At 68.8% G+C, this 26,991-nt stretch carries 24 protein-coding genes; 13 read left to right on the top strand and 11 right to left on the bottom strand.

Annotation, left to right across the window (positions count from 1 at the left end; all coding sequences use genetic code 11):
* Positions 1 to 12 precede the first annotated feature (12 nt).
* Together ppdK and ACIBL3_RS41570 are read left to right on the top strand one after the other, a co-directional pair.
* Positions 13 to 2,667: a pyruvate, phosphate dikinase gene (ppdK, locus tag ACIBL3_RS41575; RefSeq protein WP_396359509.1), complete on the top strand. Its 2,655-nt coding sequence runs from the start codon at positions 13 to 15 to the stop codon at positions 2,665 to 2,667.
* A 329-nt stretch (positions 2,668 to 2,996) separates the two neighbouring features.
* Positions 2,997 to 3,275 (top strand): YciI family protein, encoded by a 279-nt coding sequence (locus tag ACIBL3_RS41570; protein WP_396359508.1) that lies wholly within the window; start codon positions 2,997 to 2,999, stop codon positions 3,273 to 3,275.
* A 1,042-nt stretch (positions 3,276 to 4,317) separates the two neighbouring features.
* Here the strand turns inward: ACIBL3_RS41570 and ACIBL3_RS41565 are convergent.
* Positions 4,318 to 5,538 (bottom strand): hypothetical protein, encoded by a 1,221-nt coding sequence (locus ACIBL3_RS41565; protein WP_396359507.1) that lies wholly within the window; start codon positions 5,536 to 5,538, stop codon positions 4,318 to 4,320.
* A 196-nt stretch (positions 5,539 to 5,734) separates the two neighbouring features.
* Here ACIBL3_RS41565 and ACIBL3_RS41560 point away from each other — a divergent pair, with 196 nt between their 5' ends.
* The gene (locus ACIBL3_RS41560) at positions 5,735 to 7,261 is read left to right on the top strand and encodes a UDP-N-acetylglucosamine 1-carboxyvinyltransferase (protein WP_396359506.1); all 1,527 of its coding nucleotides are present in this window, start codon (positions 5,735 to 5,737) and stop codon (positions 7,259 to 7,261) included.
* Here ACIBL3_RS41560 and ACIBL3_RS41555 read toward each other — a convergent pair.
* Complete coding sequence (locus tag ACIBL3_RS41555; protein WP_396359505.1) at positions 7,226 to 8,083, bottom strand: alpha/beta hydrolase; 858 nt, start codon at positions 8,081 to 8,083, stop codon at positions 7,226 to 7,228. The genes ACIBL3_RS41560 and ACIBL3_RS41555 overlap by 36 nt on opposite strands.
* 91 nt (positions 8,084 to 8,174) lie before the next feature.
* On the opposite strand from ACIBL3_RS41555, the gene ACIBL3_RS41550 reads away from it, so the two are divergent.
* Complete coding sequence (locus ACIBL3_RS41550) at positions 8,175 to 8,801, top strand: TetR/AcrR family transcriptional regulator (protein ID WP_396359504.1); 627 nt, start codon at positions 8,175 to 8,177, stop codon at positions 8,799 to 8,801.
* On the opposite strand, the gene ACIBL3_RS41545 is transcribed toward ACIBL3_RS41550, so the two are convergent.
* Together ACIBL3_RS41545 and ACIBL3_RS41540 are read right to left on the bottom strand one after the other, a co-directional pair.
* Positions 8,741 to 10,003 carry an MFS transporter gene (locus tag ACIBL3_RS41545; RefSeq protein ID WP_396359503.1) on the bottom strand — a complete coding sequence of 421 codons (1,263 nt, stop codon included), beginning with the start codon at positions 10,001 to 10,003 and terminating at the stop codon, positions 8,741 to 8,743. The genes ACIBL3_RS41550 and ACIBL3_RS41545 overlap by 61 nt on opposite strands.
* Positions 10,000 to 10,566, bottom strand: a complete 567-nt coding sequence (locus ACIBL3_RS41540) for a helix-turn-helix domain-containing protein (RefSeq protein WP_396359502.1) — start codon at positions 10,564 to 10,566, stop codon at positions 10,000 to 10,002. The genes ACIBL3_RS41545 and ACIBL3_RS41540 overlap by 4 nt, the downstream gene beginning before the upstream one ends.
* A 74-nt stretch (positions 10,567 to 10,640) precedes the next feature.
* Between ACIBL3_RS41540 and ACIBL3_RS41535 the strand changes: the two genes are divergently transcribed.
* Complete coding sequence (locus tag ACIBL3_RS41535; protein WP_396359501.1) at positions 10,641 to 11,258, top strand: RibD family protein; 618 nt, start codon at positions 10,641 to 10,643, stop codon at positions 11,256 to 11,258.
* Here the strand turns inward: ACIBL3_RS41535 and ACIBL3_RS41530 are convergent.
* Entirely contained in the window at positions 11,242 to 12,000 is a 759-nt protein-coding gene (locus ACIBL3_RS41530; RefSeq protein WP_396359500.1) for a DUF899 family protein, read from the bottom strand. The genes ACIBL3_RS41535 and ACIBL3_RS41530 overlap by 17 nt on opposite strands.
* Before the next feature lie 112 nt (positions 12,001 to 12,112).
* Here ACIBL3_RS41530 and ACIBL3_RS41525 point away from each other — a divergent pair, with 112 nt between their 5' ends.
* Positions 12,113 to 13,351 carry a deoxyguanosinetriphosphate triphosphohydrolase gene (locus ACIBL3_RS41525; protein WP_396359499.1) on the top strand — a complete coding sequence of 413 codons (1,239 nt, stop codon included), beginning with the start codon at positions 12,113 to 12,115 and terminating at the stop codon, positions 13,349 to 13,351.
* Here the strand turns inward: ACIBL3_RS41525 and ACIBL3_RS41520 are convergent.
* Positions 13,340 to 15,223, bottom strand: a complete 1,884-nt coding sequence (locus ACIBL3_RS41520) for an exo-alpha-sialidase (RefSeq protein ID WP_396359498.1) — start codon at positions 15,221 to 15,223, stop codon at positions 13,340 to 13,342. The two genes, ACIBL3_RS41525 and ACIBL3_RS41520, sit on opposite strands and share 12 nt — an antisense overlap.
* A gap of 96 nt (positions 15,224 to 15,319) precedes the next feature.
* Here ACIBL3_RS41520 and ACIBL3_RS41515 point away from each other — a divergent pair, with 96 nt between their 5' ends.
* On the top strand, positions 15,320 to 16,561 hold the full coding sequence (locus ACIBL3_RS41515) for an NAD(P)/FAD-dependent oxidoreductase (protein WP_396359497.1): 1,242 nt from the start codon (positions 15,320 to 15,322) through the stop codon (positions 16,559 to 16,561).
* On the opposite strand, the gene ACIBL3_RS41510 is transcribed toward ACIBL3_RS41515, so the two are convergent.
* A complete protein-coding gene (locus ACIBL3_RS41510; protein ID WP_396359496.1) occupies positions 16,558 to 17,406 on the bottom strand; it encodes a TolB family protein in 849 nt (282 codons plus the stop codon). The two genes, ACIBL3_RS41515 and ACIBL3_RS41510, sit on opposite strands and share 4 nt — an antisense overlap.
* Before the next feature lie 168 nt (positions 17,407 to 17,574).
* Here ACIBL3_RS41510 and ACIBL3_RS41505 point away from each other — a divergent pair, with 168 nt between their 5' ends.
* The 4 genes from ACIBL3_RS41505 to ACIBL3_RS41490 all read left to right on the top strand — a co-directional run bounded on the left by ACIBL3_RS41505 (position 17,575) and on the right by ACIBL3_RS41490 (position 21,304).
* Entirely contained in the window at positions 17,575 to 18,705 is a 1,131-nt protein-coding gene (locus ACIBL3_RS41505) for an alpha/beta hydrolase (RefSeq protein ID WP_396359495.1), read from the top strand.
* A gap of 64 nt (positions 18,706 to 18,769) precedes the next feature.
* Positions 18,770 to 20,665, top strand: a complete 1,896-nt coding sequence (dnaG, locus tag ACIBL3_RS41500; RefSeq protein WP_396359494.1) for a DNA primase — start codon at positions 18,770 to 18,772, stop codon at positions 20,663 to 20,665.
* An 11-nt stretch (positions 20,666 to 20,676) separates the two neighbouring features.
* Positions 20,677 to 20,931 (top strand): hypothetical protein, encoded by a 255-nt coding sequence (locus tag ACIBL3_RS41495; RefSeq protein ID WP_396359493.1) that lies wholly within the window; start codon positions 20,677 to 20,679, stop codon positions 20,929 to 20,931.
* A gap of 10 nt (positions 20,932 to 20,941) precedes the next feature.
* Positions 20,942 to 21,304, top strand: a complete 363-nt coding sequence (locus tag ACIBL3_RS41490; RefSeq protein ID WP_396359492.1) for a hypothetical protein — start codon at positions 20,942 to 20,944, stop codon at positions 21,302 to 21,304.
* Here ACIBL3_RS41490 and ACIBL3_RS41485 read toward each other — a convergent pair.
* Positions 21,301 to 21,603, bottom strand: a complete 303-nt coding sequence (locus ACIBL3_RS41485; protein WP_396359491.1) for a hypothetical protein — start codon at positions 21,601 to 21,603, stop codon at positions 21,301 to 21,303. The two genes, ACIBL3_RS41490 and ACIBL3_RS41485, sit on opposite strands and share 4 nt — an antisense overlap.
* A gap of 127 nt (positions 21,604 to 21,730) precedes the next feature.
* On the opposite strand from ACIBL3_RS41485, the gene ACIBL3_RS41480 reads away from it, so the two are divergent.
* Complete coding sequence (locus tag ACIBL3_RS41480; protein ID WP_396359490.1) at positions 21,731 to 22,180, top strand: winged helix-turn-helix domain-containing protein; 450 nt, start codon at positions 21,731 to 21,733, stop codon at positions 22,178 to 22,180.
* A gap of 41 nt (positions 22,181 to 22,221) precedes the next feature.
* A complete protein-coding gene (locus ACIBL3_RS41475) occupies positions 22,222 to 23,598 on the top strand; it encodes a WD40 repeat domain-containing protein (protein ID WP_396359489.1) in 1,377 nt (458 codons plus the stop codon).
* 3 nt (positions 23,599 to 23,601) lie between these two features.
* Here the strand turns inward: ACIBL3_RS41475 and ACIBL3_RS41470 are convergent, their stop codons facing one another.
* Genes ACIBL3_RS41470 through ACIBL3_RS41460 form a run of 3 tightly spaced genes read right to left on the bottom strand, consistent with a single transcriptional unit; the run spans position 23,602 to position 26,848 of the window.
* The gene (locus ACIBL3_RS41470; protein WP_396359488.1) at positions 23,602 to 23,889 is read right to left on the bottom strand and encodes a YiaA/YiaB family inner membrane protein; all 288 of its coding nucleotides are present in this window, start codon (positions 23,887 to 23,889) and stop codon (positions 23,602 to 23,604) included.
* A 53-nt stretch (positions 23,890 to 23,942) separates the two neighbouring features.
* Positions 23,943 to 24,065, bottom strand: coding sequence for a hypothetical protein (locus ACIBL3_RS41465; protein WP_396359487.1), 123 nt, complete (start codon positions 24,063 to 24,065; stop codon positions 23,943 to 23,945).
* Positions 24,066 to 24,106: 41 nt separating this feature from the next.
* On the bottom strand, positions 24,107 to 26,848 hold the full coding sequence (locus ACIBL3_RS41460) for an AAA family ATPase (RefSeq protein WP_396359486.1): 2,742 nt from the start codon (positions 26,846 to 26,848) through the stop codon (positions 24,107 to 24,109).
* Positions 26,849 to 26,991: the final 143 nt, after the last annotated feature.

Genomic DNA, 26,991 nt, shown 5'->3' with positions numbered 1-26,991 from the left:
CAGGGAGTGATCGTGCCGAAACTCGTCTACGACTTCGCCGAAGGCAACAAGGACATGAAGGAGCTGCTCGGCGGGAAGGGGGCGAACCTGGCCGAGATGACCAATCTCGGCCTGCCGGTTCCACCCGGTTTCACCATCACCACGGACGCGTGCCGGGCGTACCTGGCGACCGGTGCGGTGCCGTCGGAGCTGGCCGAGGAGATCGACCACCACGTCGACCTGCTGCAGCAGAAGATGGGCAAGAAGCTCGGCCAGGCCGACGACCCGCTGCTGGTCTCGGTCCGGTCCGGCGCGGCGGCGTCGATGCCCGGCATGATGGAGACGGTTCTCAACGTCGGCCTGAACGACGACTCGGTGAACGGACTCGCACACCAGTCGGCCAACCCGCGGTTCGCCTGGGACGCCTACCGGCGGCTGATCCAGATGTTCGGCAAGACCGTGCTCGGGATGGACGGCGACGTGTTCGAGGACGCGCTCGACGCGGCCAAGGAGGCCAAGGGCGCCCGGACCGATCTCGACCTCGAGGCCGACGACCTGAAGGAGCTGGTCGCGACCTTCAAGCGGGCGGTGCACGAGCGCACCGGCCGGGAGTTCCCGCAGGACCCGCGGACCCAGATGGATCTGGCGATCGAAGCCGTCTTCGGCTCCTGGAACGCCGAGCGCGCGGTCCTCTACCGCCGCCAGGAACGGATCCCCGCGGACCTCGGTACGGCGGTCAACATCTGCTCGATGGTGTTCGGCAACCTCGGCATGGACTCCGGCACCGGCGTCGCCTTCACCCGGGACCCCGCCACCGGCCAGCCCGGTGTGTACGGCGACTACCTGCAGAACGCGCAGGGCGAGGACGTGGTCGCCGGCATCCGCAACACCGTCCCTCTCGCGGACCTGGAGCAGCTCGACAAGACGTCGTACGACGACCTGATGGCGATCATGGCCAAGCTCGAGGGGCACTACCGCGACCTGTGCGACATCGAGTTCACCGTCGAGCGTGGCAAGCTGTGGATGCTGCAGACCCGGGTCGGCAAGCGGACCGCGGCGGCCGCGTTCCGGATCGCGACCAGCCTGGTCGACGAGGGCGTGATCGACACCGACGAGGCGCTGAAGCGGGTGACGGGCGCCCAGTTGGCGCAGCTGATGTTCCCGCGGTTCGACGCGGACGCGGACAAGGAGCGGATCACCAAGGCGATCGGCGCGTCGCCGGGTGCGGCCTCGGGCAAGGTGGTGTTCACCTCGGCCGCGGCGGTCGAGGCGGCCGAGAGCGGCGAGAAGGTGATCCTGGTCCGGCGCGAGACCAACCCGGACGACCTGCACGGCATGATCGCGGCGCAGGGCATCCTGACCAGCCGCGGCGGCAAGACCTCGCACGCGGCCGTGGTCGCCCGCGGCATGGGCAAGACCTGCGTCTGCGGCGCCGAGGAGCTCGACGTGAACGTTGCCCAGGGCACCATCAAGGTGAACGGCACGGTGATCGAGGCCGGCGAGCTGATCTCGATCGACGGCACCACCGGCGAGGTGTTCCGCGGTGAGGTCCCGGTCGTCCCGTCCCCGGTCGTGCAGTACTTCGAGGGCACGCTGGCTCCGGACGCCGGCGACGAGCTGGTGGCCTCGGTACACCGGCTGATCACCCACGCGGACCAGGTACGGCGCCTCGGCGTACGGACCAACGCGGACACTGCCGACGACGCGGCCCGGGCCCGGCGGTTCGGGGCCGCGGGGATCGGGTTGTGCCGGACCGAGCACATGTTCCTGGGGGAGCGGCGGGAGTCGGTGGAGCGGCTGATCCTGGCCGACAACGACGCCGACCGCGAGGCCGCGCTGGCCGAGCTCGAGCCGCTGCAGCGCGGTGACTTCCTCGAGCTGCTGGCCGCGATGGACGGGCAGCCGGTGACGATCCGGCTGATCGACCCGCCGCTGCACGAGTTCCTGCCCTCGATGGAGGAGCTGGCGGTCAAGGTCGCGCTGGCCCGCGAGCGGGGTGAGGAGCCGGGGCATGACGCCGCGCTGCTGACCGCGGTCGAGCGGCTGCACGAGGAGAACCCGATGCTCGGGCTGCGCGGGGTCCGGCTCGGCCTGGTCATCCCCGGCCTGTTCGCGATGCAGGTCAGGGCGATCGCATCCGCGGCTGTCGAGCTGCGGGAGCAGGGTAAGGACCCGCGGCCGGAGATCATGATCCCGCTGGTCGGCGCGGTCCAGGAGCTGCACCTGGCGCGCGACGAGGTGGAAGGCGTGCTCGCCGAGATCGGCGTCGAGTGGTCGATCCCGATCGGCACCATGATCGAGCTGCCGCGGGCGGCGGTGATCGCGGACCAGATCGCCGAGGCGGCCGACTTCTTCTCGTTCGGCACCAACGACCTGACCCAGACCACCTGGGGCTTCAGCCGGGACGACGTCGAGGGCGCGTTCTTCTCCAGCTACCTGGAGAAGGGCATCTTCGCGGTGTCGCCGTTCGAGTCGATCGACCGTGAAGGCGTCGGTGCGCTGGTGCGGACCGGAGCCGAGCGTGGCCGGGTCACCAAGTCCGACCTCAAGCTCGGGATCTGCGGCGAGCACGGCGGCGACCCGGACAGCATCCACTTCTTCCACGAGGTCGGCCTGGACTACGTGTCCTGCTCGCCGTTCCGGGTCCCGGTCGCGCGACTCGAGGCGGGTCGCTCGGCACTCGACTGAAATTCAGCATCGCTCCCGGCTCATGCCCCGTGTCTGCGGGCATGAGCCGGGCCTTGACAATCAAGCGGCGTGACGGACTGTGCGACTGCATTGGCGCCAGGATCGACGCGGCCAGGGGTTCGATCACGAAGCGTTACGTGACTCAACTGTCTGCAGTAATTTCCTTAACGAACCCCTTGCATCCGGGCTCGCCGACCAGTGAGAATATCCGGGCGGGAAGGGCGATCACCGTCGACTTTCGGGTCTGACCTGAACCAGCCGCTGTGGCGGCTCGTGGCGCCCTTTCCGCACCAAACCCCTTGTATTGCAGGCCGTGTAGGGTTTTCGGCATGGCCCTCTACGTCGTGCAGTTGCGCTTCGACCTCGCCGAGACCGACCGCCGGTTGGAGGTCCGTCCGGCGCACCGCGAGTACCTCAACTCCTTGAAGGAAGCCGGCAAGCTCGTCGCCGCCGGCACGTTCACCGACCAGACCGGTGCACTGCTCGTGTACGACGTCGCCGACGAGGCCGAGCTCCGCGACATCCTCGCCAAGGACCCCTACACCCCGGCCAACGTCTACGAACTCGCCACCCTCGCCGAATGGCAGCCCCTCTTCCCCTTCAGCTGACGCCTTCTGCCCCTGCCGCGTTCGAGGGGATATCCGGCTCTTGTGTTGGATGTGTGGGTCGCAGAAGTCCTGCTGTCCCCGTGCGGGTTAGTGCGCTCGCCGCAGCAGTCCTGCCTGTCCCCGCGCGGGGTTCGTGGACCTACCCCAGCAGTCCTGCCTGTCGCCGCGCGGGGTTCGTGGCTCGCTCCAGCAGTCCTGGAGCCGCTGGTTGGCGGGTTGTTTCACCGCTGCCCTGTTGCAGAGCCTGTTGCACAATGACCGCGCACTCGAGCTCGGTGGGGGACAGGCCACGGATCTGGCCCGAAACTACAACCCGGGTGGGGCGAGACAGCTACATCGGCCAGAAAAGTCACGGCGTGTTGGTGTGGACAGAGAGGCCCAAATCCATTTTGCAACAGGCTCTGCATCCCGCCAGCGACCACCACAACCCGCCAGCCGCAACTGGAGCCGCGAGCCGCAGCCGCGCGAGCCGCAGCCGCCGGCCGCGATCGGCTCGCGTTCAGCCGTGGGGTGTGAGCTGGAGGGGTACCGCGTGAATCCTGGCGGGGCGGCCGGTTGTCCGGATGCTGGCCGGTGCGGGGGGAGAAGGCGGGGGAAGGCGGGGGCTTGACCACCGTCTGGTGGGTGGGGACAGGAAATAGCAGGTCCCCGCCCACGGCTTTCTGTCCAAGCCCCCGCCAGCTGCCCAACTCCCGGCAACTGTCCAACTCCCGGCAACTGTCCAACCCTCCGGCGCCTGTCCCAGCCCCTCGGCGACTGTCACACCACTTGGGGCCGGCAGCGGGCAAGGGGGCGGTTGGACAGGTGGTGTCCGGGGCTGGGTAGTGCACCTGAGCGTGGCCGTCTGCGGGGTGTACGGCGTCACGCGGTGCACTACCTGTCGAGCTGCACGCTGACCCGACGTGCCCGCAGCACCCACACATCCAACACAAGAGCCGGATAACCCCGCGGCTTGTGCCTTCTCTGCTCCTCTATCAGGGGAGAAGGCTGCATTCGAACGGATATCCCCTCGAATGCGACAAGGGTCGGGGGAGGGCCGGGGTTAGGCGTCGGCGGCTTCGAGGTTGAGGTAGTCGACGTAGGCCCAGAGCCAGACGATCGGGGCGAGGACGAGTTCGGGGTCGCCGTCCTCGTCTTCGACGAAGATCATTGAGGCCTCGCCGTTCGAGATGTCCTCGATGACCGCCTCGCAGACCTCGACGGCGGCGTCGAACGGCAGCATCCGGGGTCCGTGCTCCCAGTGCGGCGCGGGCAGCGGCAGCACCGGCGCCTCGTCGGTGCCGTCGAGGTCGACCGACACCTTCTGCAGTTCCTCGTAGAGGTCGAAGGTGATCAGCCCGGCCAGCGGCCGGCCGTCGAGGCCGATCAGGTACGGGTCGTCGGAGCCGCCGCGGAAGTTGTCCCGCAGCTGCGGCAGCGCCGCCTTGAGATCGGTCGCGTCCAGGTACGGCGCCTCGCCCGACTCCTCCTCATCCTCGATCTCGACCTGCCCGCTGCGCATCTGGTCGAACTGATGCAGCAGGTCGTTCAGCTCGTCGTACGCACCGCCGCCCGGCGCCTTCTCCGCCCGCGCCTCCAGGTCGCGCAGGTGCTCGACCAGGTCGTCCTCGAAGTGCAGCTCGTACCGCGGCAGGCCCGGCTCGCGGCCGGCATTGATCTGCGCGACCAGCTGGGTCGCCACCGGTCCGAGTCGCTCGGCCAACACCTCCAGCGGAGTGGTCGGCTTCTCCTCGTCGTCGTGCACGCAGGAGTCGTCGTCGACCTTGCCTTCGCTCTCCATCGCGAGCAGCACCTGGAACGCCGGGAAGGCGAGCAGCGCCGCACTCGCCATCATCCCGTCGCCGATCAGCATCAGCGGGTTCCCACCGGCTTCGGTCCGGCGCAGATGATCAGGCATCAGTACGGCGGCCTGCTCGACGTTGACCTGGCTTGCCAGCGAGGACAGGCCGTGGTCGGTGTCGACTCCGAGCAGCTCGACCAGCCGCTCGGAACTCATGTCGAAGTTCGACTGCAGGTAGTAGCGCAGCCAGCCGGCATCGACCGGGTTCGCGAGCAGTTCCGCGATCCGGGCCCGGAAGTCGGCCAGGTCGGCGATCGCGAGCACCACCAGCACCGGCTGGTCGCCGTCACCGATGACGAGCGGCCGGGTGTCGCCGTTGTGGAACCCGTCGATCACCTGGTGCAGGCTGTCGGCGGCTGCCTCCAGCGGCCATGACTCCGCCTCGAACTCGTTCACCACCGCGGCGGAGGTGTCGTCGGCCATCTGCAGGGTCCTCTCCGGGTGGCGGCGGGAGTTGGGGTAACTCTAGGCGGCGGGAGTCTCGACAGTCTGTAGAGGGCGAGACTTTGCTATGCGGTCAGGGGCCGAGGGGGCGGTGATCGGGGCGACGTGACATTGGCTACGCTGGGCACGGCGGGTCGGTGCTGGGGTATCTCACATGTGAGATAAGGTCCCGCGCATGACTGATGACTACCTGAGCCGGATCGGCAATCTCATCCGGGACGCCCGCAAGCACCGCGGGTGGACACAGGCACAACTCGCCGACGTACTGAACACCAGCCAGAGTGCGGTGAACAGGATCGAGAAGGGTCATCAGAACCTCACCCTGGAGATGCTCGCCCGGATCGGCGAGGCACTCGACTCCGAAATTGTCTCTCTCGGCGGCGGCCCGGTCCACCTGCGTGTGGCCGGTGGCCGGCGGCTGTCCGGCTCGATCGACGTCAAGTCCAGCAAGAACGCCGGCGTCGCGCTGCTGTGCGCCAGCCTGCTGAACAAGGGCCGCACCACGCTGCGCAAGGTCGCCCGGATCGAGGAGGTCAACCGGCTGCTCGAGGTGCTCAACTCGATCGGTGTCCGGACCACCTGGCTGAACGACGCCGGCGACCTCGAGATCGTCCCGCCGGCCCATCTCGACCTGGCCGCGATGGATGCCGAGGCGGCCCGCCGTACCCGTTCCATCATCATGTTCCTCGGCCCGCTGCTGCACCGCGAGGACACCTTCCAGCTCCCGTACGCCGGTGGCTGCGACCTCGGCACCCGGACGGTCGAGCCGCACATGGCGGCGCTGCGGCCGTTCGGCCTGGACGTGAAGGCGACCGGCGGCGAGTACCACGCGATGGTGAACCGGGCGGTGACGCCGGGCAAGCCGATCGTGCTGACCGAGCGCGGCGACACCGTGACCGAGAACGCGATCATGGCCGCGGCCCGGTACGACGGCGTCACCGTGATCCGGAACGCGAGCTCGAACTACATGGTCCAGGACCTGTGCTTCTACCTCGACCTGCTCGGCGTGAAGATCGACGGCATCGGGACCACGACGCTGACGGTGCACGGCATGGCCGAGATCGACGTGGACGTCGACTACGCGCCGTCGGAGGACCCGATCGAGGCGATGAGCCTGCTCACCGCGGCGATCGTGACCGGGTCGGAGATCACCATCAAGCGCGCGCCGATCGAGTTCCTGGAGATCGAGCTGGCGCTGCTGGAGGAGATGGGCCTCGACTACAGCCGCAGCGCGGAGTACCTGGCCGAGAACGGCCGGACCCGGCTGGTCGACCTGACCACCCGGCCGTCGCGGCTGCACGCGCCGATCGACAAGATCCACCCGATGCCGTTCCCCGGCCTGAACATCGACAACCTGCCGTTCTTCGCGGTGATCGCGGCGACCGCGACCGGGCAGACGCTGATCCACGACTGGGTCTACGAGAACCGGGCGATCTACCTGACCGACCTGAACAAACTCGGCGGCCGGGTCAAGCTGCTCGACCCGCACCGAGTGATGGTCGAGGGCCCGACGCACTTCTCCGGTGCCGAGATCATGTGCCCGCCGGCGCTCCGCCCGGCCGTGGTCACGCTGATCGCGATGATGGCCGCGAAGGGCACCTCGGTGCTGCGCAGCGTCTACGTGATCAACCGCGGCTACGAGGACCTGGCCACCCGGCTCAACTCGCTAGGCGCCCAGATCGAGACGTTCCGCGACATCTGACGGGTCATCGGAGTCCTGCAGGAAGGCGACGGTCTCGGTGATGACCTCCGGGTCGATCATGATCCGGCGGTGACCGAGGCCGGTCGTCGGCAGGAAGTGCGCGTGCGGTCCGTAGGCGCGCAGCAGAATCGGGGCCTGGCCCGGATCCACGACGTCGTCCTCGTCGTTGTGGATCACCAGGAGCTCCGCCTTGCCGGTCGACACCGAGAACCTCGTCCAGATCCGGTCGTCGCCGTCGAAGTACTTGCGCTCGATCGACCGCCGTAGCGTCCTGTTGATCGTCGGCCCCAGCCCGAGCTCGCGGCAGAACGTGTCGGCCAGGTATCCGAACTCGGCGACGCCGCTGATCATCACCAGTCGCCGGGCGGCGATCCCCTCGCGGACGGCGTACAGCGCGAAGGGGACGCCGAGCGAGTGCGCGATCACGCCGTCGAACGGGCCGTGGCGATCCTCCAGGTCACGCATGATCCGCTGGTGGCCGAGGATCGAGACGATCGGGCCGGCCGAGTCGCCGTGCCCGGGAGCGTCGTACGAGACCGGGCTGTAGCCGAGGTCGAGCAGCCGCTGGACGAAGCCGGCGTACCGCGATGCGCGTGAGCGCCAGCCGTGTACGAGCAGCACCGGGCGCTGCCCGTCACCCCACGCGTACGTGACCACGCCATCGACGATCTCGACCCGCGCGGCGGCGTGGATCGCCTGCTCGGACTCGCGGACCTTCCCGCGCATCAGCGGCCGGCGCCACAGCTCGAAGGCCAGCCGCCCCGCCAGCCAGGGCGACAACCTGCCGATTGTCGACAATCCGATCCTGAACAGATTCTTCATGGCGCTCCTCGATCCCTGACAAACTATACGAACGGTCGTATTATTAGTTTGTCACGGCAGTGACGTCAACCAGGACCTAGGATCGGGACTCGTGGAGAAGGTCGACGGACGGTTGGTGCGGGGTGATCAGACCCGGCGGGCGGTGCTGCGCCGGTCGGTCGACATCGCGTCGGTCGACGGGCTCGAGGGGCTGTCGATCGGGCGGCTGGCGACCGAGCTGGGGATCAGCAAGAGCGGGCTGTTCGCGCACTTCGGGTCGAAGGAGGAGTTGCAGCTCGCGACCATCCGGGCCGCCCGGCGGATCTACGCCGACCACGTAGTGACGCCGGCGTTCGAGGTGGAGCCCGGACTCGGGCGGGTCTGGTCGGTCAGCGATCACTGGCTCGAGTACTCACGGCGCCGGGTGTTCCCCGGTGGCTGCTTCTTCCAGAAGGTCTCGCACGAGTTCGCCGGTCGCACCGGGGCAGTGCACGAGTCGCTGCTCACCGTCCACTACGAGTGGATGGAGCTGATGGAGACGACCGTCCGCGAGGCGGTCGAGCGCGGCGAGCTCGCCGCCGACCCGAAGCAGCTGGCCTTCGAGCTGAACGCGTACTACGAGGCCGCCAACTTCGCGTCGCTGCTGCAGGGTGATTTCGCGGCCTACGACCAGGCTCGTCAGGCCATCTGCTCCCGGTTGGAATCGGTCCTCACGCCAGGCACGACGGCACCCTGGTAGGTCGGTAGATCGCGTCGTCCCCGCATCGGCGAACACAGTAGGACCAGGCCGGCCAAGGGGACGCCCGCCGTGGTGATCCACAGGGCCGGACCGAGGCCGAGTAGCTCGCCCAGCGTTCCGCCGAGCAGGGCGCCGAGCGGGATCGTTCCGTAGTTGAGGAACGAGGCTGTTGCGGTCAGTCGGCCGAGCAGTTCCGGCGGGCAGTAGGACTGCTGGAAGGTCGCCTTGATGACGTTGCCGCCGACCACGCCCAGGCTGACGCCGAAGCCGCCGACGAGGTAGAGCCACGGGCTCACGCTGCTCAGCGGGATCAGCAGCGCGAGCGTCGGCAGGCCGAGCTCGCACAGCAGCAGTGCCCGCGCGGTGCCGAAGCGGGCAGCTAGGCGGCGGCCCAGGAACGCGCCGAGGATGCCGCCGCTGGTGGCCGCGGCGATCAGGGCGCCGACCGTGCCGGCGGACAGCCCGGCCTCACGGACCAAGAAGACAACCACGATGGCCTGGTAGCCCATCAGCGCGAGGTTCGAGACCGCTCCGAAGATCGTGAGTGTCCGCAGCCACACGTCCCGCGCCACCAGCTGGATCCCTTCCCGGATCAGGCCGGCTCGGCGGGCTTCCGTCGTACGGCGCTCCCGGAAACGGATCGCGGCCAGACAGGCGAGCGCGACCAGGAACGTGGTGGCGTCGACCAGGATGGCGTTGGCTGGTCCGGCGTACTGGACGACGAGGCCGCCGCCGCCCATGCCCGCCAGTTGTGCGGCCGATGCGCTGCCGTGCAGTTTCGCGTTGCCCGCGGCATGGTCGGCCGGGTCGAGGAGGGTCGGCAGGTAGGCGGTGTAGGCGGTCTGGAAGAGGACGGCTGCTGCGCCTGTGAGGAGGGCGACCGCCAGGAGCAGGTGGATCGTGAGTACGCCGAGCCAGGCCGCAACGGGCAGCGTAGCCAGCAGCAGGAAGGATGCCGCGGAGCTGCCGAGAAGGAGGGGGCGGCGGTGGTTTTGGTCGACCCAGGCGCCGACCGGGAGGCCGATCAGGAGCCAGGGTGCCCACGCGGCTGCGGTGAGTACGCCGACCTCGAACGTGCTGGCGTCGAGCAGTGAGATGGCGACCAGAGGCAGTGCCACCGCCGAGGTCGCGCTGCCGAATCGGTTGACGGTCTCGCCGATCCAGAGCAGGCGGAAGTCGCGATGCCGCCGAAGGAGGCTCATGACCGGTCCGCTTCGTCGTTGGCCGACCGCCGCGGGAACGACTGGAGCTGGACGATGACCCGCTCCGCGTTGTCGCCGGCCGGTGCGACCTTGGTGTAGCGGTCGATCACCTCGCCGATCTCCTCGTTGAGTGCGGTGAGCTGCTCCGGTGTGAGGCGGAGGTCGCGCCAGTCGGACAGCGCCGCCGCGTGTTGCCACTCGCCGGGCCAGTTCTCGTCGACGTACGCCCGGACGCGGTCGAAGTACCGCTCGACCAAGTGCTGAAGGTAGACGTCGAGCGCGCCGCTGGTTTCGGGGTCGTCGCGGAACTCGGCCGGGTCCAGCACGGTCCGGCCCGGGATCCGCCACCAGCGCTCGCGTTTGGTGCCGCGCTCGACGTCCTCCTCGATGTAGCCGTGTTCGGCGAGCAGGCGCAGGTGCCAGCTGATCGTGCCGGTGTTCTCGCCCAGCCGCGCGGCCAGGGTGGTCGACGTGGCCGGGCCGTCGAGCTCGAGGGCCTCCAGGATGTTCATCCGGAGCGGGTGAGCGAGTCCGCGCAGGCTGCGGGCGTCGATTCGTCGCATAGTTGCAGAGTAATCTCTGCAGAGAAGTCTCTGCAAGATTCGATGTGTCGGAGGCCTCACCTAGCGTGGGCGGCATGCGACCTCATGTGGTGGCTCAGGTGGCCGTCTCGCTCGACGGGATGACGTCGGGATTCGACGTGGATCTCGCGCGGTTCTACGCGCTCGCGACGCTGTGGCAGGAGGACGTGACGCTGACCGGCGCGGACACGATCCTGGCTCAAGAGGACGCCGTACGGTCCGCTCCGCATCCCGGGCCGCGGCCGGACGGTCCGCTGCTCGCGGTCGTGGACAGCCGGGCGCGAGTCCGCTCGTGGGAGGGACTACGGCAGCTCGGCTACTGGTCCGACGTACTCGCCCTGTACGCCGACCAGACGCCGGCCCGCCCGGCCGACAGCGCGACCCGTGAACTCGTGACCGGCTACGACCGGGTGGATCTGGTCGAGGCTCTGGAGATCCTCGGACGCCGGGGCGCTCGGGTCGTGCGGGTCGACTCCGGCGGCGAGTTGCTGCGTGCGCTCTTCGACGTGGGCCTGGTTGACGAGCTCGCGTTGCTCGTCCACCCGGTCGTCGTCGGCTCCGGCCGCCGCTGGTCCGATGGCCATGCACTCGACCTCGAACCAGCGGGGACCGAAGTCTTCGAAGGTGGTGTCGTGTGGCTCCGCTATTGCATCCGCCCTAGTGGTCTGCGGTGAGGTCGTCGTTGCGGCCGGCCTCGAGGCGGGACCACTGGGAGATCGGGCGCCCGTTGGTGATCAGGCCGCCCGGCTCCCATTCCTGCGGCCAGCCCGCGGGGGAGTCCTCATGCGTCTCGCGGCGGCCGTAGACGGTGAGGTCCATCAGCGAGTAGCTGTTGTCCATCACCTCGACACCACGAACCGTCGTCCACCAGGTCTCGAACACCCGATCGCCGTCGCGGGCGTACGACACCAGATGCATGCTGTTCTTGACCCGGCCGACCAGGAGGGTGTCGAGGGAGTCGGCGGCGGAGTACCACGGCATCGTCCAGCCCATGAAGTCGTGATAGCGGCGGCTCTCGTCGTACGGGCCCTGCGCGAAGACGGCGTACGTGATGTCGCGGGAGTGCAGGTAGGACAACTCCGAGACGTGGGTGCTGCACCAGGTGCAGCCCTGGCACTGCTCGGCCGCGGGGTGGCCGGGGTTCCACATGAAGTAGTAGGCGAGGAGCTGCTTGCGGCCTTCGAACGCGTCGAGGAGGGTGAGCGGTCCGTTCGGGCCGATCAGCGGGGTGCTCGCGTCCACTTCGACCATCGGCAGCCGGCGCCGGGCCGCGGCGATCGCGTCACCTTCGTGGGTGTGCGCCTTCTCGCGGACCCGCAGTTCCTCGATCTCGGCCTCGAAGGCCTCCCGGTCGACGATGGCAGGCAGGCTCGTTGTCGTCGCGTCCTTCATGACTGCTTCCTCTCTCTCGGTCATGATCGGGACGTCGGAGCGGGTCCGGCGGACTCGACCTGACCCTCGCTCTGTTTCTGGTTTCCTGTTGTGGTGTTCACGAAACTGTCCGTGGTGACGGCTACTGTGAGCTGTGATGAGGAAGCAGCATGAGTGGTACGACGAGCATGACGCAGAGCGCTGGGTGCCGGAGCCGGTCAAGCGACCGGGGCGGACCGCGTTCGCTCGCGACCGTGCGCGCGTGCTGCACAGTGCCGCGCTGCGCCGGCTGGCCGCGAAGACGCAGGTCGTGACGGCGGGTAGTGACGACTTCGTCCGGAACCGGCTGACCCACAGTCTCGAGGTCGCGCAGATCGGGCGAGAGCTGGCCTCGACGCTCGGGTGCGATCCGGACATCGTCGACGCGGCCTGTTTGTCGCATGATCTCGGGCATCCGCCGTTCGGGCACAACGGCGAGCGGGCGCTCGATGCGGTCGCCGCCGAGATCGGCGGGTTCGAGGGGAACGCGCAGACGCTGCGCCTACTCACTCGGTTGGAGTCGAAGACGTTCGACGCGGACGGTCGGAGCGTGGGGCTGAACCTGAGCCGGGCCACGTTGGACGCCGCGACGAAGTACCCGTGGGCCCGGCGCGCGGGGGAGCGCAAGTTCGGGGTGTACGACGACGATCTGGCCGTCTTCGAGTGGTTGCGCCCAGGGGTCGGTGAGCGGCGTTGCCTGGAGGCGCAGGTGATGGACTTCGCCGACGACGTCGCGTACTCGGTGCACGACGTCGAGGACGGGATCGTTGCCCATCACATCGACCTGGCCGCGGTGGATGCGGAGCGCGCGCCGTACTGGGAGATCGTCCGGCAGCTGTACTTGCCTGAAGCAACCGATGCGGAGCTCGACGAGGGGTGGCGGCGGCTGACCAGCCTGCCGTACTGGCCAGGGGCCGCGTTCGACGACAGCCGGCGGGCGCTCGGCGGGTTGAAGGACCTGACCAGTCAGTTGATCGGCCGGTTCTGTACGGCGGCCGAGCAGGCGACCCACGCGGTCTTCGGCCGCTCCCGCCTGATCCGCTACGAGGCCGACCTCGTCGTCCCCGGCGGCACCCGCCTCGAAATCGGCCTCCTCAAAGGCGTCGGCATGTTCCACGTCCTCAACTCCCCGGAACGCCAAGCCCGCCGAGCCTCCCAACGCGAACTCCTCACCGAACTGGTAGAAGCCCTCTGGAAGTCGGGCCCCTTCCACCTCGACACCGCCTTCAAAGCCGACTTCACCGCGGCGGCCGACGACGACGCCCGCCTGCGCGTCGTCGTCGACCAGGTCGCATCCCTCACCGACCCTTCAGCCGTGGCTTGGCACGCTCAGTTCGTCGGCCCGTCAGCCGACTGAGGTGAACGGAAGGTCGAGGCCCAGTTGGGCTGGGATGGGTTTGTTGGTGAGGCGGATCTGGTCGAGTTCGGTGGGGGAGAGGGCTCGGCGGTAGACGCGGACCTCGTCTACGGTGCCGTTGAAGCGGTTGGCGCCGTCGACGCGCTGGCCAACGTGGATGCCCTGGATGCCGAACTCCTGGCCGGCGGTGACCGATCCGGGCGGCGCGGTCGCCGAGCTGACCTCGGTGCCGTCGACGAGCAGGCGGAGCTTGCCGTCTGCGCGTTGGAGGACGACGTGGTGCCACTGGTTGTCGTTGTACGCCGACGCCGACTGCACCGTGATGTTGAAGCGGTCGACCGCCATCAGCGCACGGATCCGGTTGCTCTGCGGTTCGGCCCGCAACCACACCTGTGGCGTCGTCCCCGAACCGGTGCGGAAGGCCCAGAGAATCGCGTGTGATCCGGTGGTCGCGCCGTACTTGATCCACGCCGTCATCGTGAAGTCCTCCGCACCGACGTCGATCGACCGGTCGAACGGCACCTCGACGCGATCGTCGACCCCGTCCAGCGCGAGCCCGGTGCCGAACTTGCCCTCGGCAACCGTCGCCCCGCCACGCACATACGCCGGGTTGGCGGCCGGCCCGAGGTCAGGCGTCGTCGGACCCGGTGCGGGCGGACCGGGGATGCCCGGGGGAGTGCCGTTCGGCGTCGCCAGGTAGGCCTCGTTGAACCGCGCGTACCGGATCGACTCGTACGGCGTCGCGACGCCGGCCTCGTAGAGCAGTCCCGCCTGGTCGCCGTCGAGCCGGACCAGGTCCGAGTACGCCGTCGGACCCCAGTAGAAGACCTTGCCCTGCTGCCAGGTGTCCCACGTGCGCGCTTCGTCGTACGACGATCGGATTGTCATCACCTCGCGCGCGGCCGGGTGTGCCGGTGCGGAGAACAGGATCCGGTCGCGATGATCGCCTTCGTTCCGGGCACTGAACCGCAGCAGCGAGCCCTGGACGTCGGGCATCACGAGCCGGGGGAGAGTCCGGAACGGCCGGTCGAAGGTTGCGCCGCCGTCGCTGCTGACCGCGTACGCGCGGCTGCCCGGGTCGGTCCCGCGCTCCCGGGCCAACGCGTAGATCCTGCCGTCGGTCAGCTCGACCACGGTCACCTCCTGGGCGATCACCGTGCCGTCGTCGCGTGAGGTGGTCGCGCCGATATGCCAGGTCTGCCCGGAGTCGTCGCTGTAGAGCAGGTGCGTGCCATAGACGTGCGCGCCGGTGCCGTCGTACGACTCGAAGCTGGCGCCGACAATCAGACGACCCGCATGTTGACCATGTTGGAGCTGAATGCCGTGCATGGGTCCGGTCGCGTACCAGAAGTTCCAGCTCGGCAGCTTGCCCTCGGTCATCTCCCGCGGCGCCGTCCAGGTCGCGCCGGAGTCGTCGCTGGTCTGGACGTACGGGTCGCGGTCGCAGCCGTTCGGACAGGGCGCCGCGCCGTTGTGGGTCGTCACGAGGACAATCCGGCCAGTCCGATTGTCGACAATCGGCACCGGGTTGCCGTGGGTGCTCCCGTTCCCTTCGGAGACGACCTGCAGCGGGCCCCACGTCTTGCCGCCGTCGGTCGATCTCCGCAGTACGACGTCGATGTCGCCGTCGTCGCCGCAGTCCGCCACCCGGCCCTCGGCGAACGCGAGCACTGTGCCGTCGGCCGCCCGCACGATCGCCGGGATGCGGAAACACGCGTATCCGTTGGTCTTCTGCTCGAACAGCGCATTGTCTTCGTGGAGTGGCGCAGGGTCTGGTGCGGCGGCAGCCGCTGGGCCGGTGAGGGATGGCAGCAGCGCGCCGGCGGCGAGCAGGACGGTGGCCGCGAGGCGACCGTAGAGGGTCATGCGCATGGGCTCTCCTGGCAGGACATAGGACGTATGATGTCCTGCGAAAAGGTACGCCCTGCGTCGCGAGCGCCACAAGGCCCCGGCCACTAGAGTCTGGGTATGACCGATGCAGAGCAGATTGTCATCGTCGGCGCGAGTCTCGCGGGTGCGACCGCTGCCGAGGAACTCCGGAACGACGGCTGGACCGGCGGCATCGTCCTGATCGGCAGCGAAACCAAGCTGCCGTACGAGCGACCACCGCTGTCCAAGGGCGTCCTGCTCGGCAAGGACCAGACCGACGTCGCGCAACTGCACGACCAGCAGTGGTACGACGACAACACCATCGACCTGCGACTCGGCACGACCGTGACCGGCATCGACACCAAGGCCCACACGGTCACCCTCGACGACGGCTCCCAGGTGTCCTACAGCAAGCTCCTGATCGCAACCGGCAGTCGCGTACGGCGCCTCGACGTACCAGGGGCCGACCTGCCGGGCGTCCGCTACCTGCGGACGGCCGAGGAATCACAGGCTCTGACCGACGCGTACGCCGCCAAGCCGCGAGTCGTCGTGGTCGGCGCGGGCTGGATCGGCCTCGAGGCTGCGTCGGCCGCGCGGGAGCGCGGCTGTGAGGTGACCGTGGTCGAGCCGCAGTCCACGGCGCTGGCCGGCGTACTCGGTGAGCAGGTCGGCGAGTTGTTCGCCAACCTGCACCGGCTGCACGGTGTGACGCTGAAGTTCGGCACCGGAGTCGAGGCATTCGAGGGCACCGACAAGGTGACCGGGGTGCGGACCTCCGATGGTGAGGTGATTCCGGCGGAGCTGGTGATCGTCGGCGTCGGCGTACAGCCGAACACCGAGCTGGCAGCGGAGGCCGGGATCGAGGTCGCCACCCCGGACAACGGGTCCGGCATCGTGACCGGGCCGGACCTGCGGACCTCGGTGGAGGACGTGTACGCGGCCGGCGACGTGGTCCGGTGGGAACACCCGCTGTTCGGCCGGCCGGTCCGGGTCGAGCACTGGCAGAACGCGAAGGACACCGGGAAGTCCGCGGCCAAGGCGATCCTCGGCCAGGAGGTCGCGCACGACGCGATCCCGTTCTTCTTCACCGACCAGTACGACCTGGGCATGGAGTACGCCGGTGACGTGCCGCGCGGGACGTCGTACCAGGTGGTGCTGCGGGGTGATCCGGCCTCGGGCGCCTACCTGGCCTTCTGGCTCGGCGACGACCGGCGCCTGCTGGCCGGGATGCACGTCAACACCTGGGGCGCGATCGACGGCGTCCAGGACCTGATCCGCTCCGGCAAGCAGCTCGACCCCGAGCGCCTCGCCGACTCCTCGATCGACCTGGCCGACGTCTAAAGCGGATACTCGACGTACGCGAAGGAGCTGCTGTCCGGCGACCAGCTCGGCACGTTCATCGTGCCCTGGCCGCCGAACAGCGTCGCGACCTCGCGGATCTCACCCTGCGGCGACAGCAACCGAAGCCGCACGTCCTCGATATCCGCGGGATGCCCTTCGGTGCCGGGCGGGAAGCTGACGTAGGCGATCGCCGACCCGTCCGGCGCCGGGTGCGGGAACCAGTTGACCCGCTCGTCGACCGTGAGCTGCTCGGCCTCGCCGCTGCTCACCGGGATCCGGAACAGCTGTGCGTGCCCGGCCCGCTCGGAGTTGAAGTAGATCCACTTCCCGTCCGGGCTGTACTCCGAGCCGTCGTCGGCGTACTCGTCGTTCGTCACCTGGACATCGGCGCCACCGGCGGACGGGATGGTCCACACGTTCGTGATCCGGCGGCCGTCCACGTGCTCCAGGCCGATGTACGCAAGCGTCCGCCCGTCCGGCGAGACACCGTGCAGGTAGTGGTGGAACCCGGGTCCGCGATCGTTGCTCACCCGGCGCGAAGCGCCACCGTCGAGCGGTACGGCGTACAGGTGCCCGTCGTCCGCCGACACGAAGATCGTCGCTCCGTCCGGGCTCAGCACATGATCGTTGTTGATCGACGGCACCCCACCGAGGTCGATCTCGGTCAGGCCGTCGTGGACCCGGAACAGCCGCCCGTCTCCGTTGACGAGCAACTCACCACCCGGCGTCCAGTTGGGTGCTTCGAACAAGACCGTCGACGAGTTGAACACCAACCGCCGCTCACCACTCGCGACATCGACTGCATAGAGCTCGGACCGTTGACCAGGGCGAAGAGTACGCGGCACACGCCCATCTTGCCGGACTCCGGCCCGGCCCACGGCAGCCGATGCCTTGACGGCCCGGCGAATCCGGGACCTCCGGCCCGGCCCACGGCAGCCGATGCCTTGACGGCCCGGCGAATCCGGGACCTCCGGCCCTGATCGGCAGGCTGGAGCGTTCCTAGCGTTGCAGTTGTGAGCACGAAGTCACCTGCACGCGAGCAGCGTCCGCGCACACCGCCGGGCAGGACCACCGGGCCAGGCATCGCGGTCCGCGCGGTTGCCTTCCTGGCCGGCTGCGTCGCGACTGCGGTGGGTGTCGGCCTCGGTCTGCCCCACCTGGCCAAGACGGGAATCAGTCCGACCGCCATTGCCGGAATGGTCTGTTTGACGACCGGATTGGTCCTGGTCGGAGCTGGTGGAATCTCCCTCGTCCGCGCGGTTCCCGGCTGGTGGCGGGTTCTCGCCGTACCGGTGCTGTTGTCGGTTCTGCTGATCAGCTTGACGGCGCTCGGCCAGGCGGTCGCGGCGACGAATGTTCCGCACACCGCCGTCGGCGCGGAGACACCGGGTAGCCGCGGCCTGGCGTTCACCGAGGTGGAGTTCGCCACCGCGGACGGCGTCACCTTGTCGGGGTGGTACATCCCGTCCGCGAACCGCGCGGCCGTGGTGGTGCTGCACGGTGCCGGATCGACCCGGTCGGATGTGCTCGACCATGCCGTCGTACTGGCTCGGCACGGGTACGGCGTCCTGCTCTTCGACGCGCGCGGACACGGCCGGAGCGAGGGTCGCGCGATGGACTTCGGCTGGTACGGCGACCTCGACGTCGGCGCCGCCGCGACGTACTTGGAGACGCGGCCCGACGTCGACGGCTCCAGGATCGGTGTGCTCGGTCTGTCGATGGGAGGCGAGGAAGCGATCGGGGCGGCGGCTGCGGACACGCGGATCCGCGCGGTGGTCGCCGAGGGGGCGACCAACCGGACCACGGCGGATCGTGCGTGGATGTCGGACGAGTACGGCTGGCGGGGAACCGTGCAGGAAGGCCTTGAATGGCTGACCTATCAGACGACCGCGCTCCTGACGCCGGCGAACGCGCCGATAGGGCTGCGGACCGCGGTTCTTGCGGCGGCTCCCCGTCGGGTGCTGCTCATCGCAGGCGGTGCGATACCGGACGAGGAGCACGCGGGCCGCTACATCCGGTCGGGCTCGCCCGGCACTGTCGGGCTATGGGTCGTCCCGCAGGCAGGCCACACAGCGGGTCTCCGGACCGATCCCGGCGAGTGGGAGCGGCGGATCACTCGCTTCCTCGACGAGGCGTTGACCTGAGCTTCCCGGTGCGGTTCGCCGTCCCGCGGGGACGGATCCTTGGTGATGATCGTAGACTCGCGGGGTGGCAGGCAGGATCAAGGACGAGGACATCGCGCTGGTGCGCGAGCGGGCCCGCATCGACGACATCGTCGGTTCCTACGTGACCTTGAAGAACGCCGGCGGCGGGAACCTGAAGGGGTTGTGCCCGTTCCACGACGAGAAGTCGCCCTCGTTCAACGTCACCCCGTCGCGCGGATTCTTCTACTGCTTCGGCTGCCAAGAGGGCGGCGACGTCATCGACTTCATCCAGAAGATCGACCAGATCACCTTCCACGAGGCCGTCGAGACGCTGGCCGCGAAGGTCGGGATCCAGCTCCGGTACGACGAGTCCGGACTGCCGGTGCAGCGCGGTCCCGGGAACCAGCGGCCACGGCTGGTCGAGGCGCACAAGGTCGCGGCCGAGTATTACGTGGAGCAGTTGTTCGGTGCGGCCGACGCGAAGCTCGGGCGGCAGTTCCTGGACCAGCGCGGGTTCGACAAGGACGCGGCGGTGCACTTCGGGGTCGGGTTCTCGCCGCGCGGCGGTGAGGCGCTCACCAACCACCTGCGCGGTCGCGGGTTCACGAACGCCGAGCTGGTCGCGTCCGGGCTGTCGGCGGAGGGCCAGCGCGGGCTGTACGACCGGTTCCGCGGCCGGCTGATGTGGCCGATCCGGGACGCCACGTCGGAGGTGATCGGGTTCGGCGCCCGGCGGCTGTTCGACGACGACCGGATCGAAGCGAAGTACCTGAACACCCCCGAGACCCCGATCTACAAGAAGTCCAAGGTCCTGTACGGCGTCGACCTCGCCCGCCGCGAGATCGCCAAGGGCCGCCAGGCGGTCGTGGTCGAGGGCTACACCGACGTGATGGCCTGTCACCTGTCCGGCGTGCAGACCGCGGTTGCGACCTGCGGCACGTCGTTCGGCGACGACCACGCGCGGGTGCTGCGGCAGTTGCTGCTGGACCACGACCAGTTCCGCGGCGAGGTGATCTTCACCTTCGACGGCGACGAGGCTGGGCAGCGGGCGGCTCTGAAGGCGTTCGCGGGCGACCAGGCGTTCGCCTCGCAGACGTACGTCGCGGTGGAGCCGGATGGACTGGATCCGTGCGACTTGCGTTTGCAGAAGGGTGACGCGGCGGTCCGGGAGCTGATCGGGCGGCGGGTGCCGCTGTACCGGTTCGTGCTCTCGAACGTGCTGTCGAAGTACGACCTGGACCGTGCGGACACCCGGATCGACGCGCTCCGCGACGCGGCTCGGCTGGTGGTGAGCATTCGCGACCGGTCGAAGGTGGACGCGTTCACGCGTGAGCTCGCCGGGCATCTCGGGATGGAGGTCGACCAGGTCCGCACGGAGGTGTATCGCGCCGCGTCCAGGCCGGCTCCGGCTACAGATCGGACTCCGGGTGGGGCGCAGGCAGCCGAGGCTCCCGCGCCAGTGCGTGTGGACGTGCCGTCGCCTCGGGACCAGCGGTTCGTGATCGAGTGGGACGTGCTGAAGGTCGCGATGCAGCACCCGGCGCTGCTGGGGATGGCGTTCGACGAGCTCGACGACCACGACTTCACTCACCCGTGGCTGGCCGCCGTACGATCCGCGATGGCGAAGGTGGGTGGCCCGTCCGCTGCGCCTCCCGGTGAGGCGTGGGTGGTCGCCGTACGCGATGCCGTAGGCAACGATCCCGCCGCGGCGGTCGTCGGTGCGCTGGCCGTGGACCCGTTGCGCCTGGGCCGTGAGCCCGACGCGGCCTACGCGTTGGCGCTGCTGGCGCGGTTGCAGGAGCTGACCTGTGCCCGCCGGATCCAGGACCTCAAGTCCAAGCTCCAGCGCACCAACCCGATCGACCGCGCCGACGACTACAACCGGATGTTCGGCGAGCTGATCGCCCTCGAGGCGTACCGCTCCGACCTCCGCAAGAAGGCCATCTCCGGCGCACTCTAAGGTTCTGTTCCATGACCCAGCCATCAGGGCAACTGCCTCGCCCGCCGCGCGTGTTCCGTGCGGACCACGTCCTGAGCGGTCAGGTCCGCCTGGACGGCTACCCGTTCCGCTACATCGCCCTCACCGCGGAGGGCCACCTCGGCAACCAGGCGTTCGACGTGGTGCTGAGCGCCGTCGAGTTCCTCGAAACCGTCGGCTGGGAACTCGTCAACTTCACCGACAACGCCCACTTCGACCCCATCGCCTACCTCCGCCGCCGTCTCTGACACTTGTTCGGTGTGGAGAACAGCCGCGGTGCTCGCCTGGCTCCCGGGCTTCGGCTTCGGTCTGCCGTGCTTGTACGCGATCTGGCATCTGGCTGAGTCCGGCACGGTGTGGACGTTCCTCGGCTTCCCGACGTACGGCGGCGGGCCCTTCGAAGCCCTCGGTCTCGAGACCGGCGTGCCGCTGCTGGTGGGCTTCCTGGCCGTGTGCGTCGCCGAGGTCGTTCTCGGCTGCTTGCTCTGGACGCGTCGGGGCGCGGTGCTCGCCTTCGCGCTGCTCCCGATCGAGCTCGCGTTCTGGATCGGCTTCGCCCTTCCGATCGGTCCGCTCACGGCGCTGCTCCGAAGCGCCGCGCTGATCCGCCGAAGCCGTTAGGCGCTTTGGGGGTCGTGGCGGCGTTGGACGACGAGGGTGATGCCGAGGGCGGCTCCGCCGAGTGCGATTCCGCCGAGGGCGCCGAGGACGACCGATGTGGTGTCGAGGGCAGACGCTTGATTGATCGACTCCGCCGGCGGTGCGGCGCTGTCGGCGTACCCCGGATACCCGACCCCTTCGTCCGGCCACGGCTCCACCATGTTGGTCGGCTGTGGGTCCCGCGGAATCACGACCTCCGGTACGTCGGCGAACGCGAAGGTGAACGGGACGAGTGCGATGGCTGCGACGGTGAGCTTCATGATTCCTTCTCCTGTTCGGTGGTGACTTCTCCGTTGTCGCGCACGCAGGTATCACGGCGCCTGAGCGCGGTATCACGGCGGTAACAGCGCCGTTGACGGCGCGCTCGACGAGGCCGACAGTCGAAGAGTGGGCATCGACGTACTGGGCCCGCTCACGATCGAGGGGGATCAGAAGGCCCTCGGGCGGCGTGACCGGGTCGTGGTCGCAGCACTGGCGGTGCACCCTGGGGAGGTCGTCAGCGCGGAGCAGCTCGCCGACGTGTTGTGGGGCGAGCAGCTGCCGCCGTCGTGGCCGAAAGTCGTGCAGGGCTGCGTGGTCCGGCTCCGCAAGGTGCTCGGCACCCATGCGATCGAGACGCTGCCGCTCGGCTACCGGCTCGTCGTACCACTCGATGAGATCGACGCCCAGCGGTTCGATCGCGCGGTGGTCCGGGCGCGCGAGTTGCTGGCAGCGGACGAACCCGAGCGTGCAGGCGTGGTCTTGGCCGACGCGCTCACGTTGTGGCGCGGCCGGCCACTGACGGAGCTGGATGGCTGGGACGCAGCCCGCGTCGAGACGGCGCGACCGGCCGCGTGAAATGGGAACGGCCAGACCTCGAAGGTGGTCCGTTGATCGCCATGAGCATCGGTATGCCCCTCGTCGAGATCTCCAAGAAGGGGGACTTGCTGGCCTACTTGCACCCGGGACCGATCCGGAACGAGCGGACCACGACGACTGTTGTCGATGCGCGGACCGGAAAGACCGTGCGGGTGCTGCGCAGTGCATCGGATCCACCGCGTGACGCTGCCTTCTCGCCCGACGGCAGGATGTTGGCCACGGCTCACTACGGCGGCGAGGTCGCCATCTGGGACCTCGCCACAGGGCGCGCGCTGCAACGGTTGCGCACCGTGGAGGTGTCATGGGCCGTCGCCTTCAGCCCCGACGGACAGACGCTGTACACGGCCGGCGACCAGGGATTGCTGCGTGCCTACGATCTCGGCGGCAAGCAGCGGTACCTGCACTGGACCCAGGTCGCCCCGGCGCGGCGCTATCTGCACGTGCTTGCCTCGGGCAACGGAGAACGGATCGCCTACGTCTGGAACGAGGCAGGCACCTCCTGGGTGCGTATCGCGGACCGTACGACCGGCAGGATGACACCGCCGCAGCGACTCGGTCTCGAGCTTCAGCAGGGTCAGTCGCATGCACCTGTGTCCTGGCGTTCCGACGGACAGCGCCTCATTGTCAATGACCTGAACTCGTTCGTGGTCCTCGACGCCAGGACCGGTGCGGTCGTGCAGCGGAAGGCATTCAGGGGGCTGCTGTCTGCCGCGTACGTCGACCGCAGCGGCCGGATCGTCGTCGGCAACATCGACGGCACCTCCTACCTCGACTCCGATCTGCGTCAGACAGGTCGGACGGCGGACTGGTACCTGGACTGCTGCACCGCGGTGTCCCCGGACGGCAAAACCGCAGTGCTGTTCTCGGAGGGGCACGACGGGGCCACCATGGTGTGGCGCATCGTCCGGGCAGCGACAGGCGAGGTCGTCCGGGAAGGCGGCCTGCCGACGTGGGTCAACGCGGCCGCCTACTCACCCAACGGTCAGCTGATAGCCGTCACCGGCACGGAAGGCGTCTACACCATCGACACGAGGTCCGGCGCGGTCAAGGTCGCTCCGAGTACCAGTCACAGGTCCGAGGTCGTCAGTGTCCGCTTCTCCCCGGACGGTAGCCGCATAGTCTCGGGCGCCGCGGACGGAACCGTCACCCTCTGGGACGCCGAGTCCCTGGATGGCCTGCTCAGCGTCAGCGCGGCCACCCCGGTCCCGGTGGCCCCGATCTTCACCCGAGGCGGTGACGTCCTCGCCATACCGTCGTACGACGGGAAGGCCTATCACTGGGACACCAGCACCGGACACATCCTCGGGCAGGCTTGCGCGATGGCCGGCCGCAATCTGACCCAGGCCGAATGGGAGCGATCCTTCGCGGGTCGCGCGTATCAGAAGACGTGTCCTTGAGGGTCAGGTCTCGACCTTGAAGGGGTCGTGTTCGGTGAGGAGTTTGTCGAGGCGGGCCTGGTCTACGCGGTTGGTGACTTCGGAGAGTTCCTGGCGGTCGCGGATGACTTTGGAGAGCGTGATCGTCGAGGTGACGACGTACAGGAGGCCGAGGGCGAGGAAGGCGCGCACCCAGCCGGCTGCCGGTAGGTAGACGAGGGCGACGACCATGGCGATCAGCGAGATGGCGAAGGACAGCACGGCCTGGACGTAGTAGGCCGCGGTCTGCGACGCCTGAATGGGTTTCGTCATGCGTGACATCGTCGTCGCCCGCACACGCACGGCACATGCGGTGAACTACTCATTTAGCGACGAAGGACGCGGACAGTCAGGAAGAACGGCGTTGTTTGGGTGTGGGCGTTGTAGATGCTTCCGCTGGCCCGTTCGGCAAAGTACGTGCCCCGCTCACCTTCGTACGCCGCAGTCATCCGGCCATCCTCGCACCGTCGCGGCTGAGCCCACCTGCGGTTTATGGGCGAAGCTGGCGGCGGGAGGTGATACCGAGTTTGGTGAAGATCTTGCGGAGGTGCCATTCGACGGTGTGCTGGCTGAGGAACATTTGCGCGCCGATCTCGGCGTTGGTGAGGCCTGCGCCGGCCAGTTCGGCGATGTGGGCTTCCTGTGCGGTGAGGGTGTCGCGGGCGTTGCCGGCGCGGCGGCCGACCAGTTCTCCGGTGGCCGCCAGTTCGCGGCCTGCGCGGTCGGCGAAGGCGTCGGCGCCGGAGGTGCTGAAGATCTTGTGTGCCGTACGCAGTTGCTCACGGGCGTCCTGGCGACGACCCTCGCGCCGAAGCGATTCGCCGTACAGCAAATGAGCCCGCGCGAGGTCCATCCGCATCCGCGTCCGGCCGAGTCGCTCGATGGATTCCTGGTACGACGCTTCCGCCGCTGAGTGATCCGTGGTCAGCAGAGCCGTCGACCGGGCGAGCACGCCGAGCCCCCAGTCCGTGCCACACGCTTGCGTCATCACACGCAGCCGATCGAGCCCCTCGGTCGCCAGGTCCGTCCGGCCACTCCGCACCGCCGACTCGACCAACTCGGGCAGCGCCCAGCTCGCGACGCTGAGCTCGATCGGGTAGGCAGTCGCGTCGCGCGCCGACACCAACGCCTCCTGGTACTGCGTGAGTCCGTTCAGCAGCACCGCATGCGCGAACTGGGCGATCGTCACGCCGAGGCCTTCCCCGCGGATCTCGGCCTCCTCCTTGCTCCTCTTGATCAGCGCACGCGCCTCGTCCCAGTCGCCACGCCAGGCCGCCAGGCGAACCGCGCCGTACGGGACCAGCGATGCTCCGGTCGTCTCGTTGATGGTCTGGATCTCGGCGACCAGCGCAGCGGCCAGGGAGATCTCCCCGGCGAACAGGTTGAGCATGACCCGGTGGTGCAGTGCGTACGGGAGTTCCTTGAGTTCCCCGCGCTCGCGGGCGATGCCGACGTTGCGCGCCGTGAGCACATCCCAGTACTCGTCGTCCCAAAGGTTGATGGCCAGGAGCGACGCATGCCCGAGCCAGCGCATGTCGTCCGCGTCCGGCGGGCCTTGCTCACGAGCGAACGCCTCGACTGCCGCCCTCGTGGGCGCAACCGCCGCCGGATATCCGTCGGTGAACAACGCCGCGGCGCCTTCCAGCACAAGGTCACGCTTGCGACTGAGGTCCGGCTTCGGCAGTGCCCGGGCGGCGCGGGACACCTCGGCCAGTCCGGTACTTCCGGCCATCCGGCCAAGGAACCGACAGGCCGCGATCGCATCGAGGTAGGTGTCACGGGCGAGGTCGAGTTCGAGCGCCTCGAGCCGGCGAGCGGCCTCGACGAGCAGCGCCGGAGCATTCACGCTGTGCCCGGAGAAGAACGCGACCTGCGCCCGGACGAGATCCACCCGAGCCTGATGGGCGGCGTCCATCGGTCCCTCGGTGGCAATGGCGAGCAGCCGCGACACGGTCTCGAAGTCGCCTGCCCGGAGGGTGGCTTGGGCAGCTTCCAAGGCCCGTTTTGCGCGCTGCTCAGGGTCCGGTGTGAGTTCTGTCGCCCGTTGCAGGAATGCTGCCGTGGCCGCGTGTCCGCCGCGGCGTTGCGCCCGCTCGGCCGAACCGACGAGTTCGGCGGCCACGTGCTCGTCCGGACCGCTGGCGCCGTACGCGCGATGCCAGGCCCGCCGGTCGGGATCCCGTTCCGGGTCGGTGGCCTCGGCGAGCGCCTGATGGGCTCGGCGGCGATCGTCGACGTTCGCCAGCCGGTACGCCGCCGATCGCACCAGCGGATGCCGGAAGCGGACCCGCGCGCCGATGTCGATCAGGCCGGCGGCTTCTGCGGGCCCGGCCGCGGTCACCGGGATGGCCAGGATCTTCAGCGCACGCAGCAGGAGAGGTACGTCGCCCACCGGGTCGGCGGCGGCAGTCACCAGCAACTGCTGCGTGTCCGGCGGAAGCTCCTGCAGCCGTCGGGCGAAGTTGTGCTCGATCTGAGTCGTCAGCGGCCGAGCGTCCAGGCGCTCGAAGCCGCCCGCCAGCTCACCCGCGGTCAGTCCGCGGGGGAGTTCCATCAGGGCCAGGGGGTTGCCTCTGGTCTCCGACACGATCCGGTCCCGAACTCGCTCGTCCAGCCGGCCGGGGAACACCGCATCGAGCAGGTCGCCGGCATAGTGATCGGCCAGGCCCTCGACCGCCAGCTCCGGGAAACCCCGCCAGTCAGGCCCGGTCACGGGCTCACGTACGGCGAACACCATGCCGATGCGGTCGGCGAACAGCCGCCGCCCGACGAACGTCAGCGTCTGAACTGACGCCTGATCCAGCCATTGCGCGTCGTCGATCACGCATAGCAGCGGACTGCTGTCGGACACAGCCGACAGCAGGCTCAAGATGGCCGCACTGACCAGGAAGCGATCCGGTGGCCCGCCGAACTCGCGCCCGAACGCGACCGCGAGCGCGTCCCGCTGTGGACGCGGCAGATCGTCGTTGCGAGGCAACAGCGGCGCGCACAACTGGTGCAGACCGGCATACGGGATCTCCATCTCCGACTCGACCCCCGCCGCCCGTGCGACGCGGCAGCCTTCGGCCTGTTCGACCAGGTACTCGAGCAGGGCCGACTTGCCGATGCCCGCCTCGCCACGGACGACCAGCACCTGCCCCTCACCAGAGCGCACGCCGGCGACCAACTGATCCAGCCGCGCACACTCCGCCCGCCGCCCCCGCAGCCCGGGCTCCTGCCCAACGATCGCCATGCCATCACCCCTCAGCCGAGGCTAGCCCCGGAGATCCGCGCGGGACAGCTAGTAGTACTTTGTTAGGTCGGCGTGGTTGCGTTGTTTTGCGTGGGTTTTCGTGTTGGATCGGGGCGTGGATGCTGCTGACTTCGTTGCGGTGG

Source organism: Kribbella sp. NPDC050124, assembly GCF_044460355.1.
Classification (GTDB): Bacteria; Actinomycetota; Actinomycetes; order Propionibacteriales; family Kribbellaceae; genus Kribbella.
The sequence above is the reverse complement of the archived record's forward strand: the minus strand, read 5'-3'. Positions and strand labels throughout refer to the sequence as shown.

What these genes read in the sequence shown, in the direction of transcription:
- ACIBL3_RS41570 (WP_396359508.1), top strand. Translation starts at nt 2,997, where the DNA reads ATGGCCCTCTACGTCGTGCAGTTGCGCTTCGACCTCGCCGAGACCGAC.
- ACIBL3_RS41565 (WP_396359507.1), bottom strand. Translation starts at nt 5,538, where the DNA reads ATGGCCGACGACACCTCCGCCGCGGTGGTGAACGAGTTCGAGGCGGAG.
- ACIBL3_RS41560 (WP_396359506.1), top strand. Translation starts at nt 5,735, where the DNA reads ATGACTGATGACTACCTGAGCCGGATCGGCAATCTCATCCGGGACGCC.
- ACIBL3_RS41555 (WP_396359505.1), bottom strand. Translation starts at nt 8,083, where the DNA reads ATGAAGAATCTGTTCAGGATCGGATTGTCGACAATCGGCAGGTTGTCG.
- ACIBL3_RS41545 (WP_396359503.1), bottom strand. Translation starts at nt 10,003, where the DNA reads ATGAGCCTCCTTCGGCGGCATCGCGACTTCCGCCTGCTCTGGATCGGC.
- ACIBL3_RS41540 (WP_396359502.1), bottom strand. Translation starts at nt 10,566, where the DNA reads ATGCGACGAATCGACGCCCGCAGCCTGCGCGGACTCGCTCACCCGCTC.
- ACIBL3_RS41535 (WP_396359501.1), top strand. Translation starts at nt 10,641, where the DNA reads ATGCGACCTCATGTGGTGGCTCAGGTGGCCGTCTCGCTCGACGGGATG.
- ACIBL3_RS41530 (WP_396359500.1), bottom strand. Translation starts at nt 12,000, where the DNA reads ATGACCGAGAGAGAGGAAGCAGTCATGAAGGACGCGACGACAACGAGC.
- ACIBL3_RS41525 (WP_396359499.1), top strand. Translation starts at nt 12,113, where the DNA reads ATGAGGAAGCAGCATGAGTGGTACGACGAGCATGACGCAGAGCGCTGG.
- ACIBL3_RS41520 (WP_396359498.1), bottom strand. Translation starts at nt 15,223, where the DNA reads ATGCGCATGACCCTCTACGGTCGCCTCGCGGCCACCGTCCTGCTCGCC.
- ACIBL3_RS41515 (WP_396359497.1), top strand. Translation starts at nt 15,320, where the DNA reads ATGACCGATGCAGAGCAGATTGTCATCGTCGGCGCGAGTCTCGCGGGT.
- ACIBL3_RS41495 (WP_396359493.1), top strand. Translation starts at nt 20,677, where the DNA reads ATGACCCAGCCATCAGGGCAACTGCCTCGCCCGCCGCGCGTGTTCCGT.
- ACIBL3_RS41485 (WP_396359491.1), bottom strand. Translation starts at nt 21,603, where the DNA reads ATGAAGCTCACCGTCGCAGCCATCGCACTCGTCCCGTTCACCTTCGCG.
- ACIBL3_RS41475 (WP_396359489.1), top strand. Translation starts at nt 22,222, where the DNA reads ATGAGCATCGGTATGCCCCTCGTCGAGATCTCCAAGAAGGGGGACTTG.
- ACIBL3_RS41470 (WP_396359488.1), bottom strand. Translation starts at nt 23,889, where the DNA reads ATGACGAAACCCATTCAGGCGTCGCAGACCGCGGCCTACTACGTCCAG.
- ACIBL3_RS41465 (WP_396359487.1), bottom strand. Translation starts at nt 24,065, where the DNA reads ATGACTGCGGCGTACGAAGGTGAGCGGGGCACGTACTTTGCCGAACGG.
- ACIBL3_RS41460 (WP_396359486.1), bottom strand. Translation starts at nt 26,848, where the DNA reads ATGGCGATCGTTGGGCAGGAGCCCGGGCTGCGGGGGCGGCGGGCGGAG.